Here is a 21,270-nt window from a genome sequence, read left to right as displayed (position 1 = left end):
TCCCTTTATCTTTTATTTTTAATTTGTATCTATGGCACTGACAAAGACCCGATGGAAAATTGAACCGGATCGTATTGTAATTCACCCGAATGGACTATTCTTTATTTTAGGCGGCCTGCTGGCACTGGTGTATGCAGGCATTTTTATTGCGTACCGCGGCATTGGACAGCAAAACCCCATAGGCTCCGGCACCTTTGCCCTGTTTCTGGCGTTGATTGTGGTGGTGTTTATTATGGGCGGTTTTACCTACATTGAATTTAACCGCAACACCAGCACCATGCGCAAAATGTGGCTGGGCTTTATTCCTGTTACATCCATTGCTTTTGAAAAGCTGCATGCCGTAAACATTGTAACCAAAAGTGCAGGTGGCTATAACTACCGCATCTTTAGCAAAAGCAATAAGTTTGGCCGGGGCACTGCTATCTCTTCCGGCTATAGCAAGGATAGCGATAAAAATGCAGTGGCTTTTAGCAGTGAAGTAATTCCGTTAATCCACTCCTACCTGGACGCTGCTGATCCCTTACCGGCAGCGCAAACAACCACCATTACCGACTACCAGTATTTTACCATAGAAGAAGGAGGCCTATATAAACTAAAAATAAACAAAGCCCGCGTAGCGTTGCTGGGCTTAGTGTTTGTAGCAATAGGCATGTATGCATTCACCGGTGCTGGCTTTGTAAAAGACCTGAACCCGATAGGCAAAGCCCTTGTTACTTTCGGGCCGGTTATCCTGGGCCTGCTGGTTATTGCAGCTGCTTTTACCACAGTTACCTTTAACACCACCACCCGCACAGTAGAAAGAAAAAGCCCCATAGGCATCAATAGTATGAAGCTGGGATTTGAACAATACATCAATTTTCAAACCGTACGTAAAAGCTACAATGGCATTTACCAGGGCACGGATGTTATACTTTATTTCCAGAAAGAAGCAGGATCTGACAAAACCAAAAGCCTGTTATTATCCACCTTTCGCAACACGCAAAAAATTGAGCGCCTGATGCTGGAAGTGGAAAGCCTGCTGAAATAACAGGTCGTTTCTGTGTTCGTTTTTGTATCAAAAGCGAACACAGAAACGTTACACAATAGTACGATAGACAACCATTACCACACACTAACCTGCTGACAAATAATACTTTACAAGGCTGGTATATTCATTGGTATCCTACAGTAACACATAACACTGCTAAACGCACCTACTATGTTTAAAAGTTACTTTATAGCCACGCTGCGCAACATCCGGAATAATAAATTTTACTCTTTTATTAATATTACCGGCCTTACCACCGGGCTGGTGGCCGGGTTGTTTATACTGCTATGGGTGCAGGATGAATACAGCTTTAATACCTTTCATAAACAGCAACGCAATATATACCGCATCAGCATTAACGGCGGCGGCATTACTACACCGCAGCTATTCAATTATATTATAGCCCCCGCTGCCACGTTTGCTAAAAACGAGCTGCCCGAAGTGCGCAACGCTGTTCGTATTATGCCCGTTGGTAACACCCCTTTTATATATAAAGACAAATCTTTTTTAGAAAACGATGTAGCTTTTGCCGACCCTACCCTGTTTAGCGTGTTCGACTTTCCTTTAATAGCAGGCAACCCCAGGCAACCGTTTACAGATGATGCATCTATTGTCATTAGCCGCTCCGTGGCCAACCGATATTTTGGAAAGGAAAACCCGATAGGCAAAATGGTGATTGTAGGTAAAAATGAAAGTTTTCATGTCAGTGGTGTGATCAATGATATGCCTGGTAATTCCGATATACATTACGATGTAGTATTACCCCTTTCCCGCTTTAACCGGCTGGCCTACCAGGAAGGGCATACCAGCTACAACAACACCACCCGCATTGCCAGTATGGATGCCGACTGGCATAGTTTCAACTTTGCCACTTACCTGCTGCTAAAGCCTGAAACGGATATTACTGCACTGGAAAAAAAGCTGCAACAAATTCATGAACGCAATAAGCCGGACGATGCGCCTGTACCCTACCTGGTACAGCCGATTGCTAAAATGCACTTATACACTGCCGATGGCAATAACGCCGGCATTAAAACCGTGCGTATTTTTTCGGTGGTGGCCTTATTAATACTACTGGTAGCCTGCATCAACTACATTAACCTTAGCACCGCCCGCGCCATGCTGCGTGCACGGGAAGTGAGCCTTCGTAAAATAATAGGCGCCAACAGATGGCAACTGTTTATACAATTTCTGGCAGAGGTGACGCTGTTGTTTGTTTTGGCCACACTACTAGCCATAGTGCTGATGTTTTTATTGTTGCCACTGTATAATAACCTGGCAGGTAAGCAACTTAGTTTATCCTTATCCAACAAACAGGTATGGCTTACCATTAGTGCGGCTTTACTGGGCACCCTGGTTAGCGCCGGTATATACCCTGCATTACTCCTCTCTTCCTTTCAGCCTATACAAGCCTTACAAGGCAAGCTGGCAGCAGGTATTGGCAATGTAGCTTTCCGCCGCACGCTGGTAGTGATGCAGTTTTCTGTGTCTGTTATCCTCATTATCTCCACCCTGGTAATAGGTAAACAGCTACATTATATTTACAGCCGGGACCTCGGGTATAACAAAGAGAACATTATCCGCTTTCCTATGCGCGATAACATACCCGCCCATTACGAAACAGTGAAGGCTCAGCTACTGCAGCAACCTGGTGTGCTGGGTGTTACCCGCACCGATGCCGACTTTATCAGTTATGAAGGCTGGACAGGCGATAACGAGTGGGAGGGCAAACCCGCCAATAGTACCCTGTATATTCACCCGGTGAATATTGACGAAACCACCATCCCCTTCTTTCATATGCAAATGGCCCAGGGTAGCAATTTTACCGGAGCGGTTGCCGACTCCACCCATTTCATTATCAACGAAGCCGCTGCACGGGCCATGAACATGAAAGATGCCGTGGGCAAACCCCTGCGCATACGAAAAGTAAAAGGCACTATTACCGGTGTGGTAAAAGATTTTCATTACACTTCTATGCGCAAACAAATAGAGCCGCTGGTATTTACCTGCCAGCCCTCTGCTTTCTGGCAGCTGGCTATTAAAACCAACAACGCCCAGGCCCCGCAAGCCATAGCCGCAGCCGAAAAAATATGGAAGCAATACAATAGCCAGGTACCCTTTAATTTTCATTTTATGGATGAAGATTTTAACAGGCTTTATAATGCCGAACAAAAAGTAGGCGGCCTCTCGCGTTTGTTTGCCATCATTACTATTATTCTTTCATGCCTGGGTTTGCTGGGACTGGCCACTTACTCGGCACAAGTAAAAACAAAAGAGATTGGTATTCGTAAAGTATTGGGCGCCAGTTTAGCCAGTATTATTCAACTGCTTACCGGTGAATTTATTATGCTGGTGTTGCTATCCCTGCTTATTGCAGTGCCATTGGCCTGGTACGCGATGAGCAAATGGCTGAACGACTTTGCCTATCATGCCAGTATTGATTGGAGCATTTTTGCCATAGCCGGCATTTCGGCCATTGCCATTGCTTTTATTACTGTAAGTGTGCAATCGTGCCGGGCCGCTTTAGCCAATCCCGTAAACAGTTTAAAAAACAATGAGGGGCGTTAGCCGCACACCAGGCATCCCCAAAAAAACACACCTAATTAACATTTGCTGCTATATCACCAACAACATCAAGGGCCTTCTGGCCCTTTTTTTGTCTGCAAAGGATGGCTGCCGCAATAACCCGAACAGCTATTATTGGTAAACCTTTATAAACCGTCATTATTCCTATGATAAAAGCTATTCTTTTTACCGCCGTATTACTGGGCATTGTGCTCCCTGCCTGCTCCCAAACGGATACAGAAAAAGCGCTGACCGAAAAAGCAGATGCCTTTATGGCTGCACATCAGTCGCAGTGGGATAACCTGCAACAAGCAATGGACAGCATTCCCGACACCGCTTCCCCCTCCCGCATACAATTGTATAAAAAGCATCCGTTTTATATAGCCTACTCGCAATACCTGGCCGAAAACGGTAATGATTATGCAGCAATACGCAGCGAAGAAGTGAAACAATACGCTGTACCTCCTACCGCCCTGCAAAAGCTCACCTGGGAAAAATCTGCTTTACCCCAGGAGGAGAGCAAAGACGATATGCACCTGATGTCCATTGTTTTTTTGCGGGCGTTTGATCTTTTCAGTCCCGCACAGCTTACGGTGAACATGGTGATGCCCTATATCACTTCGGAGAATAATTTAACAATAGAAGAAGTGCAACGTATTTACCGCCAGCGGGAACTATACGGCTCCCTGGTATATGCCGCCCCCGCTTCGGACAGCGATAGGATAGTATATGTGGCGGATCACGCTTTTGCCGTGCGCTTTCGCTTTAACCTGCGTAATGGTATGATTTCGGAAATAGCCCATACCCGCTATAACGATCCCGCATACCATGCCCTTCAATGGCCGGAATCTATTACACAGCCCACCACCGAAAAACAGCAGTTAACCGCGCGTATTACACAAATGTTATGGAACAGCTACGCTGCCGACACTGACGCCAAAGCCAGCTATACCGAACTGCAATATAAACGCCGGGAACTGGTACAACAATTCAATACACAAAACAAGCAGCTGATTGTACAGGTGCGTGAACAGCAGTTGCAAACACTGGATAAAGGCAAGCCTTCTTTACAGGGTTTTAAGCAGGTGATCACCGAAAAAGACAACCTGCTGAACAATGCAGACACGGCTTATTACAACAACATAGCCTATCATCCTAAACAATGGGCGTCTGTATTGAGCAATGCCGCCAATCTGTATATGGAAATGGATACTAAAAAAATCATTAACCGGTTACAGGCCAATGCCATGTATTCCTCTGCCGCTTATGCCACCAAACTATCGGCCAATGAATGGGAAGTATATGTAGTAAACAATGCCGATGCAGTGCGCTACACCTGGAATATACAAACAGGCCATGTACACAATATCGGCTTCTGGTTAAAAGAAGCCGGCTTATAATAACAGCTTGCAGGTGATGCCTTTTACCAGCTTACCGGGTGAGCATTGAATTGCCACCTCTTCGGTTTCCGATAAGCTGCAGGTATCGCCACTGGCAAACATAACATCGTTTTCCAGTATATAGTGGGCTATGTTAAACAGAACAGAAGTGATGGCTTCGGGGCTGGCAGTAGCATCGTTTATTTCCAGCTCCATTTTACCAAACTCTTTTAAACCGCTGGTATATCCTGAATTACCTTTTTCATCCTGCTGCCGGCCAAAAGTCAGCCATAAATGCAATGGATAATAATATTCATCCATACTTTCCGCTTCTTCCAGGTAATAGGCTTTGGGTATCAGCAACGATTGCCCGGGCATGTATACCACCGTCCCTTCGGAAGTACGCAGCAAGGAAGCAGCCACTTCGGTCAGTATCATATAATGTTTCAACGCATCAGCTTCTTCTTCTGATATGGCAATCACCAGCTGGCTTTGATGCTTCTGCGCCTGCTGCACCACGTTAGGCCACTGGTAAGCATTACGACCCGCAGCGTTGATTTCTTTGGCATCTACCGGGGTGTTAACAGCAGAAATGGCCACCGTAGCGCCTTCTATGTTCAATAATAAAGTATTGGTGTCGCGCACCAGTTCTTTCATGGCAGCGGCCGACCATTCTGTAAAGTCTTTTACAAAGCCATCCGCATTCAACGCAGCAGCACCTTTTACCAAAACAATTCCTGTAAACATATTTCCCGGTTTCACACAAAGCTATTGATATACTGCAAACACAACAAAAAGGCCAACCAGGAATGGTTGGCCTAAACATTAACAGTGACACATAATTACTACTCAAATATGCCAGCGGGCACTTTGCCCTGTGCCGTAGGAAAGGAAATTCCTAAAGCTTTGGCTACAATGGGGGCTATATCGCGCAGGTTAAACTCCTGCACAGTAGCGCCTTTTTTAATGCCGCTACCTACCGCAATAAAACCTGTTTGTATATTATGAAAATCGGGGAAATAACCATGCGTACCGCCTTTACCGCTGGCAACAGCGGGCTCTTCGGGCTTGCCGCCAAAGGCTGCATTATTCTCGGCCGTTAAAGCCAGCACCACCTGCGGGTTAGCACCTATTTTATCCAGTTGCTTACGGTCAATGATGCGAAAATAACGCTGCACACTATCAGGCAAAGCCTTCAGTGCTTTGGTAGCAGCAGCCAGGCTGGCCTTATCATTGGCATCTTTTAAGTATAACCAGGCCGAACCACCGGAATAATTAAACTGTGCTTTCCAGTCGCCCTTTTCCCTGTTGTTCAACAGGCCCGCCTGTTGCAAACAGTTGTTAGGGTTAAACGTAGTGTGTACATCTACAAAACCATGATCGCCAGTTACAATCAACAGCGTGCTATCCCATATCCCCTTTTTTTGCAGGGCTGCTTTTACTATGCCTACCGCTTCATCCGCTTCTGCAATAGCTTCGTGTACCATTTCTCCTTCTCTACCGGTTACATGCTCGGCATGATCCACCGCAAACAGGTGCATGGTAATTAAAGCAGGTGCTTCCTTCTCAATCAGGTAAGCCGCAATATCAGCAGTATGTACATCACCACTATGACCTTTACCGGCCAGGGTTTGATGCATTTCCTGCGCAAAATTCACAGGTATGGAGTTTTCATCACGTACAGCAACGCCCCTGCCGCCAATGTCAGGTATATTATAATCCACTGGCGCACCTGCCGAAACAGGCCAATATAAAGAAGCTACTTTCATTCCCTTGCCATGCAGCACACTCCATAAAGTGGGCACATGAATAGAAGAGTCTTGCCAGTAGTTACCTACGCTGCCTTTGCCCGTAGGATCAAAACGGTCGTTATAATAAATACCGTGTGTAATGGGCTGCACACCCGTTACAATGGCTGTGTGCGAAGGATAGGTCATAGAAGGAAACACACTGTTTACTCCATTGGCCTGCACGCCTTCCTTCACCAGTTGTTTCAGGTTAGGCGCTTCCCACTTGGCTTGCTGGTAAAAATCCGGTCGAAAGCCATCTACGGTTATCAATACCACGTGCTTAATACGGGACTGTGCAAAAGCACCGCATCCCAGTAATAAAGCCAGCGCTGTTAATACATTCTTTTTCATCACACTTATTTATAAATGATTAGTCAACCCAGCCGGTGTTTTGTCCTAAACGCGGGTTCAATTGCAAATCTGAATACGGAATCGGGTTCAGGTATTTATAATCAAACCATTCGCGCGCGATGTTATTCAACCACAATATTTCGCCGGAAGTACCATTGGTTAAACGCTGCGGATCGGCTGCTACATTCACAGCAATACTTTTGTACTGGTCGGGAACAGTGGAGGTGGTGTAAAAATACGCGTCCATTACACCATCACCGTTTAAGTCCATAGGCGTGTCCAGCGAAGGCACATACATACCATTCCATGGCTGTAACAGTAATTCGCCATGCTTCCACCTGGTTAAATCTGCAAAACGGAAACCTTCCAGCGTTAACTCAATACCACGTTCCCTTCTCACTTCCAGTATCACCGGATCAGAGATATCTTTAAAGTAGTTACTCTGCAGGTAAGTATCTACCGTGTTAGGCAAAGAAGTTAAACCACCGGTGATACCCGCTCTTGAACGTAATGCGCCAATAGTAGCCTTCCAGTCGTCACTGGTTAAAGTACCCAATTCTGCTTTTGCTTCGGCATAGTTCAGTAACATCTCCGCATAACGCATTAAGCTTACTGAGTTGGTGTTTAACGAACCGCCATCATAGTACATATCATCCAGGCACCATTTAATAGGCTGGTAACCAGTATAGGTGTAAGAGAACACCGGAGGACCGGCAATTTCTTTACCACTGCTGATACGCTTATAGTTTCCGGTTCTGATGGTTTGCTGCAAACGCAGATCCCTGTTCTTTACTTCCTCCACAAAAGGAGTGGTTTTATACGCTTCATCGCCAGTGAACGGCGTACCGTCCAGCTTTAGATAAGTATTAATAAAGGTGCGGGTAAAGTTAAAACGCACACCGTAGGTGGCGCTGGTAAAATACCAGTTGGCATCGTTATACTTAGCCAGTGAAGTGCTGGTTACATCGGCCAGCATTATTTCGCTGGTTACCGGGCCCGAGCTGATAAACAGGTTACGGTAAGCCAGGTTGCCACCGCTGGTATTGAGCGAAAACTTGCCGCTGGCCATTACCAGTTGGGCCGCATCAGCCGCCTTTTGCAAAAATGCGTCGGCAGTAGACTGCAGGTTATAACTGGTTTGGTATTTACGGAAAGTGCCTTCAAACAAACACACACGTGATTTAAAGCCCAACACTACCCACTTGGTAATTAAACTGCGGGTAGCATCATCGGTAAGCGTGATATGGTCAGCCGCATAATCCAGGTCGGCCACCACTGAATCCATAATCAGGGTGCGTGAATCGCGGCCTTTGTATAAAGCAGCAGTATCATCTGCATTCAGCGGCGTGTTGTACCAGGGCACATCACCAAAACGCTTTACTTTTTCAAAGTAGAAATAGGCACGAAAAAAACGGGCCAGGCCAATATAGTTTTCCCTTATGGTTTGCTGCACACCCGGATTGTTGCAATTAACGATAAAGTAGTTAATATTACGCAGGTCGGTCCAGGTCCAGCCAGTGCTTAAACGTGAGTTAAACGTATTTTGCCCTATATAAGTAGGTACTGCGTTGATAGCCCCATAATCACTCAGGTTACAGTCTGTTCTGAACGGAGTGTTGATATCAGGTAAAATATTGTAAAAGGAGTAAGTATATAACTTCAACCCGTCTTCACTGCTAAACACGGCATTTTTATCGGCTGTACTTACCGGAGTTTGCTCCAGGTTTTTAGTACACGATGCCAGCATCAACACAGCACAAAACAATATCAATGACTGTTTTATATGAATTCGCATAAATTATTTTTTACTGTTTTGTTATACATTAAAAAGTAACAGACAAGCCTACTGAATAGCTCTTTAAAATAGGATAGTTGTTACCATTACCACTGTTAGAAGTACCGGTAAGGATAGCATCGGAAGCACCAATACCTTCTACATCCATTGCTTTGGTATGCTTGTACAGCGGAGACACGGTAAACAGGTTTTCGCCCGATACATATACCCTTGCAGCATTCAGATGCGCTTTGGCAATTAAACCTTTGGGAAGGTTGTATCCAATTTGTACATTTTTCAGACGCAGGTAACGAACGTTTTGAATGTATTTGCTCTGTGCGTTTACCAGCTCACCAGAACTATTTTGTGCTACATAACCTCTTAAACGTGGGAAATAAGCGTTCGGGTTGCTTTCGCTCCACATGTTACCCACCTGCGATTGAAACAGGTATTGATAAGGTCTGTTATATTGACCCCAGAAGATAGCCGCTTCTGAACCAGGCCACCAATCCTGCTTGCCTACACCCTGAAAAAACAGGCTGAAGAAAAAGTTGTTATAATCACCGCTGAAATTAGCGCCATAGGTATAACGTGGAGTAGAGTTTCCTACTATGCGTCTGTCGCCCGGCTTATAAATAGTGTTATCACCATTGTTAATAACACCGTTACCATCCAGATCTTTAAACTTCAGGTCACCAGGTAACCAGTTACCACCGTTAGAAGGCTTAAACAGGGTTTGAGATTTTTTAGCAGCTGCCAGGTCGTCTTTATCAGTAAAGAAGCCATCGTTCACATAACCCCATATTTCACCCATTTTCATACCGGCATAGTAGTTACCGCTGGCCAGCGATCCGGTAGTGTTATTGTATTTATCAACAGTAGCAGAGTAATCGCTCATCCAAACACTTACGTTGTAATGGAATGGCTTATCGGCAATCTTAAACTCATCTTTCCACGAAATAGCCACTTCCCAACCTTTAGTAGTTAAGTCGGCATAGTTACCCTTTGGTTGCGTAGCACCAAACACAGCAGGTAATTGCTTACCTACGGTGAACATGTTTTTAGTTTTACGCTCGTATAAATCACCGGTAAAAGTTAAGCGGTTATTGAGAAAAGCCACATCTAAACCTAAATCGGCAGTTGTAGCCGTTTCCCAGGTAAGGCCATCAGGCAACACTACCGGAGAAGAAGTGGTTTGTGGCAACACACCATTTAACACACGACCCGATTGTGCAATAGCAAATTTATCCTGGTAAGTATATGAATCAATGCTGCCGTTACCCAAAGAACCATAAGAACCCCTGATTTTTACATCAGACACCACTTTAGGGTTTACGTGCCAGAAATTTTCTTTAGATACGCGCCATCCTGCAGAAGCAGATGGAAAAAAGCCATAACGCTGACTGGCCGGAAATTTAGAAGAACCATCGTAACGGCCATTCACTTCCAGCAAATACCTGTCGTTAAAGGCATAGTTAAAACGGAAGAAACCACCCAGGATAGCCCATTTGTCATAACCACCGGCAGTGGAAATGCTCTGCCCTAAAGCCAGGTTTAAGTCAGAAATAGGGTTATAGATTAAACCATTTCTGGTAGTAGAATAGTTATTGTAAGTACTCTGTTCGTAGTTATAACCTAATAATGCTTTGAAGTAATGCGCACGGTTAAATGTTTTTTCATACTCACCATAGATGTTCGAAGCCAGGTAGTTGGTTTGCTTACGTGCTACAGTAATATCGTTATAACCGGTACCCACATACGCAATAACACCAGGCGTTACACTGTAGGGAACAGGAACACGCACCTGGGAACTGTTGGCGCTGGTATTTTGAAAAGTGATGTCACCTTTAATACGCAGGTTATTTTTCAACACTTTGGCTACAAAGCCAGCTGTATTACGAATTACCTGGTCGGTCATATCAATACCATTTCTGCCATACACAAAATCACCAACGGTGTAAGCCGCAGAGAAAGTTAAGGTACCATCCGGGTTAAACAACATAGAAGAAGGGTGTGCTTCCGCGCCCATGTTAGCCCAGATGCTACCACCTTCACCCACGTTCAGCGGGTTATGATAAAAACGGCTGTTGAACTGCATGGTGTTATATACCTGTAACCAGTCAGTAACCTGTACAGTTCCTTTGGCCGTTAGGTTATACATATGGTACTTGTCGCTATTGTAGCGGAATAAACCATCCTGGCTGTTATAACGGCCAGTGATATAAAAGCTGGCTTTACCACTGTTACCCGAAACAGACAAACTTTGATCTATTGCGCCCAGGTTCTTTTTATACAACAGGTCAAACCAGTTGGTATTACCATAATATACATAGTTGCCATTAGCGCCTACTTCTACTTTAGGTAAAGAAGGATCTTCATTTCTGCGCTTATATTCTTCCAGATAAGCAGCAGAAAAGGTTTGTGTTTTGTTTACGTTCTGCGCAGTTTGTGAATAGTCGTTCCAGCCACTCCAAGCATCGCTGAAGCTTTTAGCATATTGGTAACCATTAGAAACAATATCCGGCACTACGGTAGGCGACTTGCTGGCGTAGTTAGAATTGTAGGTTACAGACACTTTTTCTTTACCAGGCGTTTTAGTGGTAATCAACACCACACCAAAAGCTGCTCTTGCACCATAGATAGAGGCAGAAGACGCATCTTTTAACACCGATACAGAAGCAATGTCGTTAGGGTTTAACAAAGCAGGATCGCCCTGTACGCCATCAATTAACACCAGCGCGTTACCACCTTGTCCAATAGAAGTGGTACCACGTATGTTAAAAACAGGCGACTGCACAGGCTTACCATCTCCCATTATCAGGTTCAGGTTAGGGATAAGGCCCTGTAAACCCTGGCTAACGTTAGGCACAGCGCGATTTTCAAACACCTCTCCTTTTACCTGCGCTACTGCGCTGGTCAGGTTTTCTTTGCGCTGTGTACCATAACCTACCACCACTACGTCGGTAAGGTTACTGGCCTGGCTGTTCAGCTTTAAAGTTAATAACACCGATGCATCGGGCTTTAACTGATAACCGCCCAGCGATTGTTGTTCGTAACCTACGGCCGAAACACTGAATGAATAAGGTCCGCCGGATGGTAGTTTTTTAAAATTGAATACTCCCATGCTATCACTGAGCGCATTAGCAATAAAATTGGTTTTTGCATTTTTTACTACGATGGCTGCGCCTGGTAAGGGATCGCCCTTTTCGTTACGCACCACACCCGAAACATTGCTGCTTTGCTGGGCAATGGCTGCCGGCAGTGAGATGATAACCGCCAGCCACAGCATCAGCTGACGTTGAAGTAGACTTCTTTTCATTTTGTTGTGCATTATATAGTCCGGGCAATACAAGGCCCTTCGCCTTTTGAGGGGCGTTTTTTAAAATCCTGAAATAACTTGTGTTTATCCTTCTTTCCTGGTAATGATATAGGTATCTCCCTGATGTTGAATCTGCAGCTTTTTCAAAAGGGCTATACAATTTAATATTGCTTCTATAGAGTCCGTTTTATCAAATCGTCCAATGAAATAGACATTGCTCACATCTGCATTATTATATTCAATATTCACTTTATATTGTTGCTCCAGCTGGTTAAACACCTGGGGTAATTCTTCGTTCTGGAAATAGATTTCCTTGCTGCTGGTTTTTACAGGATTTAATTCAATGGTAGCAGATTCTGTTCCATGCTTCCTGGCTTTTACCACATTGCTGCTTCCTCCCGACAATACCACATCCTGTGCATGCTTATTAAACACCAGCTGTTGCCCCGGTTGCAGGTACACCGGCTGTTGCCAGTGTGGTGTAGGCGTTATAGGCTTTACCACCACTTTACCCGATTGCAGGGCCACTACAATCTGCACACTGTCCTCCTTTACACTAAACTCGGTACCCAACACCGTGGTAGCCACATTATCAGCATACACCGTAAATGTTCGTAACCGGTTGGCATATACCTGAAAATCCACCTCCCCATCCATATACACCTCTTTCACCGTTTTTCCATCCAGGCGCTCGAAACGAATAGCTGCACCAGGCAGCAAACGCGCAACAGAACTATCTTCCAGGTGCACCACCATTATCTTATTATAGATATTCTTCCGCTGCTCCCACTTTCTGCTGCCTTCGTTTTTAGCCAGCGGCCTTTCCTTGTTGTGCTGCCACAACCACCAGCCACCTGCCATGAACGCAACAACAGCCGCAGCCGCCGAAACTCTTTTTATCCATCGCACCCGTGCATAAGGCGACACCGTTTTTGCCGTAACAGCCTGCAGCATGTCCCTGCTTTCCTGTGCTGTTAACAGCGTGTGTGCCGGCTGGCCCCACTCTTCGTCTTTAATAAAGCTGTCCAGTACATGCGGATTATCTAATAAATACGCCGCTACTGTATTAGCTTCTTCCTGGGTACAGGACTTATTAAAAAACTGTTCAATTACCTCCTCTGATATATCCATTCCCTCTGTGTGAATAATGTGGTATATAAATAGTACGCTTGTATGTTGTAATTACCCCGGCAGGAAACAATTTGGTAACATAGCCCTCTGTTATGGCATGCTGTCCAGCAGAAAAAACAGCAAAAAGGGTACTGATAGTGTAGTAGTAGCTCTTAATTCGTGCAGGCCTTTGGTTACATGATCTTCCACTGTTTTTACCGAAATAGACAGCAGGCCGGCTATTTCTTTGTTGGAATAACCATTCAGCATTTTCAGCTGCAATATTTTTTTACGTGTAGGTGGCAGTTGTTTCAGGCGGGCTATTACATAGTCTTTGCCTTCAAAAAAGGAATTACTGAATTCGGTAACCGCCTGTTGGGGCGTGTAAGTGGCGGCTACTACGTCTTTACTTTTTTCGGCCCTTGCTTCGCGGCGGATATAATCTACCAGCGTATGTTTGGCCATCACAAACAATTGCCTGTCTATTGTGTACGACAAAGACAGCGTATGGCGCGACTGCCATAATTTAATATAGGTAAGTTGTGTAAGTTCTTTGGCTTCTTCCCTGTTGCCTTGCATGCGGTTCATAAAAAAGCCAAACACTTTTTCATGAAACTGTTCAAAAACCATGGAAAATGCGTTGGGGTCACCATTCTTTACAGCCTCTACTATTTCCATTGTGCATTTTAGTTTCAATTACCGGATTAAAAGAAAGCACTTTCTGTACCATTTCAATCGGTCAAGCAACCCATTCCAATGACAAAACTACAAGGGCTAATATTATCTCAAGATTAACAAATTGTAAACGCAAAGGCCCGGACAAAAAACTGTTCGGGCCTTTGCTTTATAGAATAACCTAACTAGTAGCCTGGGTTCTGTTGCAGCTTGCTATTCGTGTTCCTTGCAGAAAAAGGAATCGGGAATATTTTCACATGCGCATCCTGTGGCGTGTGGCTTAACCACGACTTGGTAGTAAACACACCAAACCGGATTAAATCCTGCCTGCGGCGCGCTTCGCCTATAAATTCCCAGGCCAGCTCATCTAAAAAGCGGCCATATTGTATATCAGCACCACCTTCCAGCCTGGTGATAGATCCGTTTTCATAAGTACCATATTGATAGGTGCTGCCACCTGCCAACTGTGCACCGGTTACCTCAGCTTTGGTAGCATCATTAAAGTCTCTGCCGCGTATTTGTGTAACAATGGCAGCCGCGCCATCTGCATCTCCCTTCCTCAACAAACACTCTGCTTTTATCATCAGCGCATCGGTATATCGGTAAAACGGCGCATCGTTACCTTGGTTGCCATTCAACCCTTTTCTTATCTCATACTTTACCATGCGATAACCTTCTGTAGGCATAGCTGCATTCACCGATCCCATATAATTGGTATAATTCAGCTGTGCGCCATCTACAATAATAGGTTTGTTATTAGCATCAACCTGCGGACCTCCCAGGTAAATACCTAACCTTTTATCAGCAGGGTCATAAGTATTTATAAACTGCGGAATCATGCCGGTACCGCCCCATGGCGCACCAGTCATTTTAAAAGTAGCCTGGCTGGCAGGATGCAGTGTTTTATAAGGATAATAACTACCACCAGCCTTCACCTCGTCGTAAGGAATAGACAAGATCTCTTCTACAGATTCGGCATTGTCATTCAAGAAAGGATCTTTATAGTTATCGGCCAGCTGAAATTTTTCACTGTTGATAATATCATTTACCTGCGCCAACGCTTCATCCCACTTGTTTACACCAATAAAAACACCTGAATTCAAATACATTTTTGCCAGCGTCATTTTAGCCGCCCACTTGGTCATACGGCCATAAGTAGTTCCATCATTAATTTCGCTTAAATCGTTCACCGACTCCGTAAGCTCCTTCATAATAAAATCATACACCTGCTGTCCTGTACTTTGCTCCGGCAGAAATCCCGCAGGCAAATCGTAATCAGTAACAATAGGCACATTGCGATAATAATCCAGCAGAATATAATAATAGGTGGCACGCAAAGCCCTTAGTTCATTAATATATTTTTGTTTATCGGTGAGGTTTTCAATTTGCTCCAGGTCGTAAATCGCCTTATTAGTGGTGGAGATAGCCGTATATACATAGCTCCAGATAGCTTCCACATCACTGGTAGCCGAGTTCCAGGTATGCTGGTGCAGGGTGATATAATAATCCCCCCATCCTATACCTATACGATTGGGTGTTACTGCCAGGTCAGATACATCTTCCGATGCATCAAACACGCCATCCCATCCAAAAAAGATGTCACGAAAAGCAGAATAGGCCGGGGCCATAATAGGCACCACATCTTTAGCGGTAAACTTTACATCTGTTACCAATAATTTGTCATACACCTCTTCATCCAGCTTGGTACATGAAATACCAGCGCTCATGCTTAAAGCTACTAGCAGAAAACATTTTTTTATAGTAAGCATTCTCATTGTAGTAAGTTTAAAAAGTTGCAATTACACCCACTGTAAAGGTTTTGATAGTTGGATATTTATTCCGGTCGTCGATACCTGCTGTTTTAGGATCGGGACGGGCAATTTCCGGATCAATTCCCTTGTAGCTGGTAAAATATCCCAGGTTAGAGCCACTCGCATACATTCTCAATGATTTGATGTATTTATTAGGCACCAGCTTAGGTGAATAACCGAAAGTGATATTATCCACTTTTACATAGTTGCCATTTTCGAGATAGTAGCTTACAAATGCCTGTGGGTTTTTCAGCACCGCTTTACCAAACACCTTATCGTAAGCACTTTCGAGCACGTTATATTGTATGGTAGGGTTTTCGTAGAACATTCTTTGACCGTTCAGAATTTTGTATCCAAAAGCACCAGTCAACACTACGCCTAAATCAAAACGCTTATAGGTAAAGGTGTTGGAGAATCCGCCTGTAAACTTAGGTAAGCCATTGCCCAGGTATTGCTTATACTCATCCTGGGTATACATGGTAGTTTCCAGTTTTTTACGCTTACCATCTGCCGCTTCTACAATCCAATAGCCGTCGTCGGTAACATCCACCGCTTTAAATCCATAAAAATTACCCAGCGATTTGCCTACATCTATTCTATGTGAATTCATAGAAATAGGTTCGGTAATAGCACCATAATCCAACCTGTCTTTATCGATCTTATACAAATCGTTAGAAAGGCTCAACAGCTTGTTCGTATTGTGCGATACGGTAAGTGACGCATTCCATCTGAAATTCTTTGTTTTTACCGGCACTGCATTTAACAGTATCTCAACTCCCTTGTTACTGATTTTGCCCACATTCGCAATGGTGGTGCTATAAAAGTTAGGCGGTGTAGGTACAGGATACTCCCATAACAAATCTTTTGTTTGTTTATCGTACACATCCACACTACCACTTAACCTGTCGTTTAACAGGGAGAAATCCAAACCAATGTTCAATTCGGTTGACTTTTCCCAACGTAAATCGGGGTTAGGGTTGCTACCTGGCTTCAACGTGTAAATAAGATCATCGCCATTCTGGTATAAACCGCTATAAACATAAGTACTCAGCGACAGGTAAGAACTGGAAGGCGCAATACCTGTTACACCCCATCCCGCCCTTAGTTTTAACAGGTTGATGCCTCTTACATTTTTCATAAAGGCTTCATTGCTGATGGTCCATCCGGCAGATACAGACGAGAAATTACCCCACTTATGGTTTGCTCCAAACTTGGAAGAGCCTTCTCTTCTTAAACTGGCCATCAGGTTAAACCTGTTGTCAAAGGCGTAGTTAAGACGCCCCAGAAAACCTACCAGCTTGTTACTGTTCTTATAACTGTTCATAGAAGCCCGGTTATCCTGAATGGCCAACCCTGCACCTATATTGTTATAAGAAAACACATCATTCTGAAAATTATAGTTATACGCACCAAAGCCATCGGTAACATAATACTGATAGCTATAGCCACCCAATAAAGTAAACTGGTGTAAACCCAGGTTTTTACGGTAAGTGGTAGTAAACTCCAGGTTATCTGTTTTACTACGGCTGGTGCTTAACGATGCCACACCATTCATATTATTCAGCGTAGTGGTATAGTGCTGCCAGGTTTTGTAATAGCCGCCATAGCCCGAAGTTCTGTGTGTGCTCAGCAATAAATTAACATCCCATCCTTTCAGGATATTCACACCTATATTACCAGCAAAACGCGTCCAGTCGGTAGTAGTTTCACCCCTCGTTTCATTAATTAAAGCCAGCGGGTTATAGTACTGCATAGGCGTTGTAGATTCGTGCCAGCTACCATCTGCATTGCGAACAGTGTCGGTAGGATTGTGGTTCACTGCCTGCCTGTAAGGGTTGTCAATAGCGCCGATGCCTGCAAACAAAGCATTCACCGCGCTTACTTTCTGATAAGCCCTTATCACGTTCATGTTCAGTTTCACTCTGTCGTTAAACATATAGTGATATAAATCCAGTGACACCTTCAACTCTTCATTGAACGTTTTCTTAAACACACCGTTCTGTTTATTGTAGTTGACGTTGGCTACATAGCTGGAGCGGCGGTTGCCGCCTTTCAGGCTCAGGTTGTGGTTATGCATATTGCCTGTTTGGGAAATAGAATCTAACCAGTTTACCGAGTTACCCAGGTCGGTCATATTCATAGAAACCCCTTGCGCCTTCAGGCTGCGCATTTTATCGGCCGTTAAAAATTTGGCTTTTTTAGCAAATGACGATACCGATCCGTAACCTGTATAGGTAACAGTGGTAGGCACTTCGCTACCTGCCGATTTAGTGGTAATTAAAATAACACCATTAGCGCCCCTGGTACCGTAAATAGCCGCAGCAGAAGCGTCTTTTAATACATCAATAGAAGCAATATCTTCCGGCGCTACCGTGTTAAAACCACCAGGTATACCATTAATTAATATTAATGGAGCAGTGCTACCCTGTAATGAAGCAAAACCTCTTAAATTTATTTCAGAACCATCGGATGGGTTGCCCGAACCGGTAGTGATATTTAAACCAGCCACCTTACCGCGTATAGCTTCCGACACATCCCGTATGGCACCTGCCGTAAAATTTTCGGCTTTAATGGTAGCTACCGCACCGGTAACTTCGCGGCGCTTTTGGGTTCCATAACCCACCACCACTACCTCATCCAGTTTAGCATAGTCGTCGTTTAACACCACGCCTGCTTCCGCTAAAGCTTCCACACTGGTTTCTACAGTTTTAAAGCCTGTTGCAGAAAACACCAGGGTGTTATCGCCAGGCATTACCGTGATAGTATACCGGCCAGAGTCGTTGGTTACCACTCCATTGGTTTTTCCTTTAATGAAAACAGAAACACCTCGTAGCGGTACACTGTTTTTATCTTTAACTATTCCGGAAACAGGCTTTTGTGCCAGTAGTTGCCCACTACATAATGATAGCGCGCATAGCAAAGCGAATACAAGCAGATTCCACTTATACTTTCTCATAATTAGTAGTTAGATGAATAATAAATTAATACAATGGCATTCTAGTACAGCAATCTTTTTTTCATGTTTATTTGGTCATTCTAAATTACTCTGTGCGGGATAAAAGAATTACCATATATTAACTATTTGTAATTAGATTCTCGCTGGTATATATAAACAACTTATTTAACGATACGACTATGCTATTTAGCGTATTTTACTTTTTTGCTACTATTGTGCAACACTCCTGATACTAAACTTGTCAGCCTTTAAAAACATATGAAAAAACCTCCGCATCACTCCGATACTTTAAAGCATATGCTGTTAAAATAATGCCACATGGCTAATAGTTCGGGAGCTGATAAATAATACCAGCCCTGCAGCCCATCAAGCAAACAGGCCCTACTGCTAAACGCAGTAAGGCCTGTTGCATAGTGTGGTTGTTTGTGTTGATTACAGGTTATCTACCTGCGCTTCAATAACGTTTTGAATTGCTGTAGGCACATTAGATAACAGATCGTATCCTGTAGCTGATTCAATGGCATTTACAGAGGTACGGTACGATTTCCAGGTGCTGCTTACGGTGTTAATATTCGGTGTATTTACAGCAATAACGCGGGTAGAAGTGGTGATTCTGCTTAAATCATTGTTACCATTGCTTAACACTACCACCACCTTCCATACATTAGAAGGCACTGTTACATGACCATTGTCTATAGTAGTTGCCGAGCCATTGCTTCCGGTGCCACCCGTGCCATAGCTACCCATAATCACATACACTTCGTTACCTGCGGTAACCAATGCACGGATATCATTTTCCATATTAGCCCAGGTTTGCTGGTTGTTTTGCGGGGCCTGTGGTATCATATTAGTCATTAAAAAAGTAGCACTATTGGCAGTTACGCTGGCCGTGCGATCGGCCGAAGGACAGTTATGCCCCCTGTCAAAGCCGCTACCGGAATAGCTGGTGCTGCCTACCTGGTACCAGCCAGTTGGTAAAGCTGCATCTGCCCTGAAATCGTCCTGCCTGCTGGCGCTGCCTAAATCAGCAGAACCAATATGCCAGCTTACCCAGTTAGGCGTACCGCGTACACTGTTATAAGAAGAAGTGTAATAGGTTTTATCCATCAGGTAATTGGTAGTGTAAGCTACTCCTGCAACTGCACCACTGGGGTTACCCAGCATGAGGTTGCTGTTGTCGGTAGCAGAAGAACCTCCACCGCCCGATGTAGTGCCGGTGCTGGCAGTAATATCATCGATATTAATACGGTTAGTACCGCCGGATACTTTGCGGATAGAAACACGGAAGTTACCACTGAGGCTTACGGTAAAAGTAGCCGTTTGTAAAGTGGCAGACGAAGTGGTAATAGTGCTACCTGTTTGTGTGTAGGTAGAACCACCGTCTGTTGAAATCCATAACTGCCAGGTACTGCTTCCGTCAGAACCATAGAGTGCGTGGGCTACTGTAATGCTGGTAGCACCACCGGTGGCATTAAAATTCATAGTAGCTGCGCCCGTGTTGCGAATGCGGATAGATTGGGTGCCGTTTTTAGCATCACTGGAAGTGTTGCCTATCAATGCATCCGACAGGTTCCAGCTACCACTGCTTAATGTTACATCCGCAGCTGCATAAGCTGCTTTAGTGCCGGATTCAAATGTTTCAGAGAGGGTAACGGTAGCTTCGGTAGATGCCTGGCGTTGGGTGTTGGCGTCAGGCAAGGTAATATCTTGTTTTTTACACGCAGGTAAAACAAGAAAGCTGATGGCAACCAGTGCCAGCAAGTGGTGTTTCATGCTCATTGAATTGGTTTTCTACAAATTAATATAATAATATTTTTATACAAACATTAACTTATAGTAAACAACTCAACCGAACACCACTAATGTTTCAACACTTTTACAGAAAACGTTACCGGTACCATAGGAACATCCTGCTTATTGGTGGGAACATTATTAATAGATTCTATTATTTCTAAGCCATTGGTTATTTCGCCAAAAATAGTGTAATCGCCATCCAGCCGCGGTATACCACCTATATTTTTATATACAGCCCTGCGAGTGGCAGAAATGGCTACCCCGGTTTTCCTTTCTACCGAATCCAGTTGCGCATCGGTATATTTCTTTCCTATTACAAAATAGATCTGCGTAAAAAAAGAAGCCTTTTCCGGGTTATCATCTCTGCCAGCCCCCAATGCACCTTTCTTATGAAAACAGGAGGGTTTTATTTCCGCCGGAAAACGTTGTATTTTCTGTTCCGGATGTTGCTGCTCCCTCAGCAGGATAGAATCGTCCAGCTCACCGCCCTGGTTCACAAATCCTTTAATAACGCGGTTAAACAACGCCTGCTGATATACGCCTTTTTGCACGGCTTTTACAAACATATCCCTATGGTGTGGAGTGGAATCATATAACATTACTGTAAAGCTGCCTTTACTGGTAGTAAAACGTACCCTTACCGATTGTGCATGGGCCAGTGTGCCCCATAACAAAAACAATAAACACCCTATATATTTTAGCATACGAAACCAGTTTAC

13 protein-coding genes are annotated in these 21,270 nt (G+C 44.3%); 3 read left to right on the top strand and 10 right to left on the bottom strand.

Annotated features, from left to right (window positions below; genetic code table 11):
* Nucleotides 1–31: 31 nt before the first annotated feature.
* From FLA_RS01710 to FLA_RS01700, 3 genes are all read left to right on the top strand, one after another.
* Nucleotides 32–1,027, top strand: a complete 996-nt coding sequence (locus FLA_RS01710) for a hypothetical protein (protein WP_076381679.1) — start codon at nucleotides 32–34, stop codon at nucleotides 1,025–1,027.
* Between the two features lie 171 nt (nucleotides 1,028–1,198).
* On the top strand, nucleotides 1,199–3,595 hold the full coding sequence (locus FLA_RS01705; protein WP_076381678.1) for an ABC transporter permease: 2,397 nt from the start codon (nucleotides 1,199–1,201) through the stop codon (nucleotides 3,593–3,595).
* 164 nt (nucleotides 3,596–3,759) lie between these two features.
* A complete protein-coding gene (locus tag FLA_RS01700; protein ID WP_076381677.1) occupies nucleotides 3,760–4,992 on the top strand; it encodes a hypothetical protein in 1,233 nt (410 codons plus the stop codon).
* On the opposite strand, the gene FLA_RS01695 is transcribed toward FLA_RS01700, so the two are convergent.
* From FLA_RS01695 to FLA_RS01650, 10 genes are all read right to left on the bottom strand, one after another.
* The gene (locus tag FLA_RS01695) at nucleotides 4,987–5,718 is read right to left on the bottom strand and encodes a DUF4261 domain-containing protein (protein WP_076381676.1); all 732 of its coding nucleotides are present in this window, start codon (nucleotides 5,716–5,718) and stop codon (nucleotides 4,987–4,989) included. The two genes, FLA_RS01700 and FLA_RS01695, sit on opposite strands and share 6 nt — an antisense overlap.
* Nucleotides 5,719–5,816: 98 nt before the next feature.
* Entirely contained in the window at nucleotides 5,817–7,112 is a 1,296-nt protein-coding gene (locus tag FLA_RS01690) for an alkaline phosphatase family protein (protein ID WP_076381675.1), read from the bottom strand.
* A gap of 19 nt (nucleotides 7,113–7,131) precedes the next feature.
* The gene (locus tag FLA_RS01685; RefSeq protein WP_197705850.1) at nucleotides 7,132–8,907 is read right to left on the bottom strand and encodes a RagB/SusD family nutrient uptake outer membrane protein; all 1,776 of its coding nucleotides are present in this window, start codon (nucleotides 8,905–8,907) and stop codon (nucleotides 7,132–7,134) included.
* Between the two features lie 28 nt (nucleotides 8,908–8,935).
* The gene (locus FLA_RS01680; protein ID WP_197705849.1) at nucleotides 8,936–12,205 is read right to left on the bottom strand and encodes a SusC/RagA family TonB-linked outer membrane protein; all 3,270 of its coding nucleotides are present in this window, start codon (nucleotides 12,203–12,205) and stop codon (nucleotides 8,936–8,938) included.
* An 84-nt stretch (nucleotides 12,206–12,289) separates the two neighbouring features.
* Nucleotides 12,290–13,336: a FecR family protein gene (locus FLA_RS01675; RefSeq protein WP_076381673.1), complete on the bottom strand. Its 1,047-nt coding sequence runs from the start codon at nucleotides 13,334–13,336 to the stop codon at nucleotides 12,290–12,292.
* Nucleotides 13,337–13,426: 90 nt separating this feature from the next.
* Entirely contained in the window at nucleotides 13,427–13,993 is a 567-nt protein-coding gene (locus tag FLA_RS01670; RefSeq protein WP_076381672.1) for an RNA polymerase sigma factor, read from the bottom strand.
* Nucleotides 13,994–14,175: 182 nt separating this feature from the next.
* Nucleotides 14,176–15,765, bottom strand: a complete 1,590-nt coding sequence (locus FLA_RS01665) for a RagB/SusD family nutrient uptake outer membrane protein (RefSeq protein ID WP_076381671.1) — start codon at nucleotides 15,763–15,765, stop codon at nucleotides 14,176–14,178.
* Between the two features lie 10 nt (nucleotides 15,766–15,775).
* Nucleotides 15,776–18,757 (bottom strand): SusC/RagA family TonB-linked outer membrane protein, encoded by a 2,982-nt coding sequence (locus FLA_RS01660; protein WP_084206464.1) that lies wholly within the window; start codon nucleotides 18,755–18,757, stop codon nucleotides 15,776–15,778.
* Between the two features lie 432 nt (nucleotides 18,758–19,189).
* Nucleotides 19,190–20,536, bottom strand: a complete 1,347-nt coding sequence (locus tag FLA_RS01655) for a DNA/RNA non-specific endonuclease (RefSeq protein WP_076381670.1) — start codon at nucleotides 20,534–20,536, stop codon at nucleotides 19,190–19,192.
* Nucleotides 20,537–20,616: 80 nt separating this feature from the next.
* Complete coding sequence (locus tag FLA_RS01650; RefSeq protein ID WP_076381669.1) at nucleotides 20,617–21,255, bottom strand: peptidylprolyl isomerase; 639 nt, start codon at nucleotides 21,253–21,255, stop codon at nucleotides 20,617–20,619.
* Nucleotides 21,256–21,270: the final 15 nt, after the last annotated feature.

The organism is Filimonas lacunae (assembly GCF_002355595.1).
GTDB classification, from domain to species: domain Bacteria; phylum Bacteroidota; class Bacteroidia; order Chitinophagales; family Chitinophagaceae; genus Filimonas; species Filimonas lacunae.
Note: the sequence above shows the minus strand (reverse complement) of the source record. Positions and strands in the feature narration are given on the sequence as shown.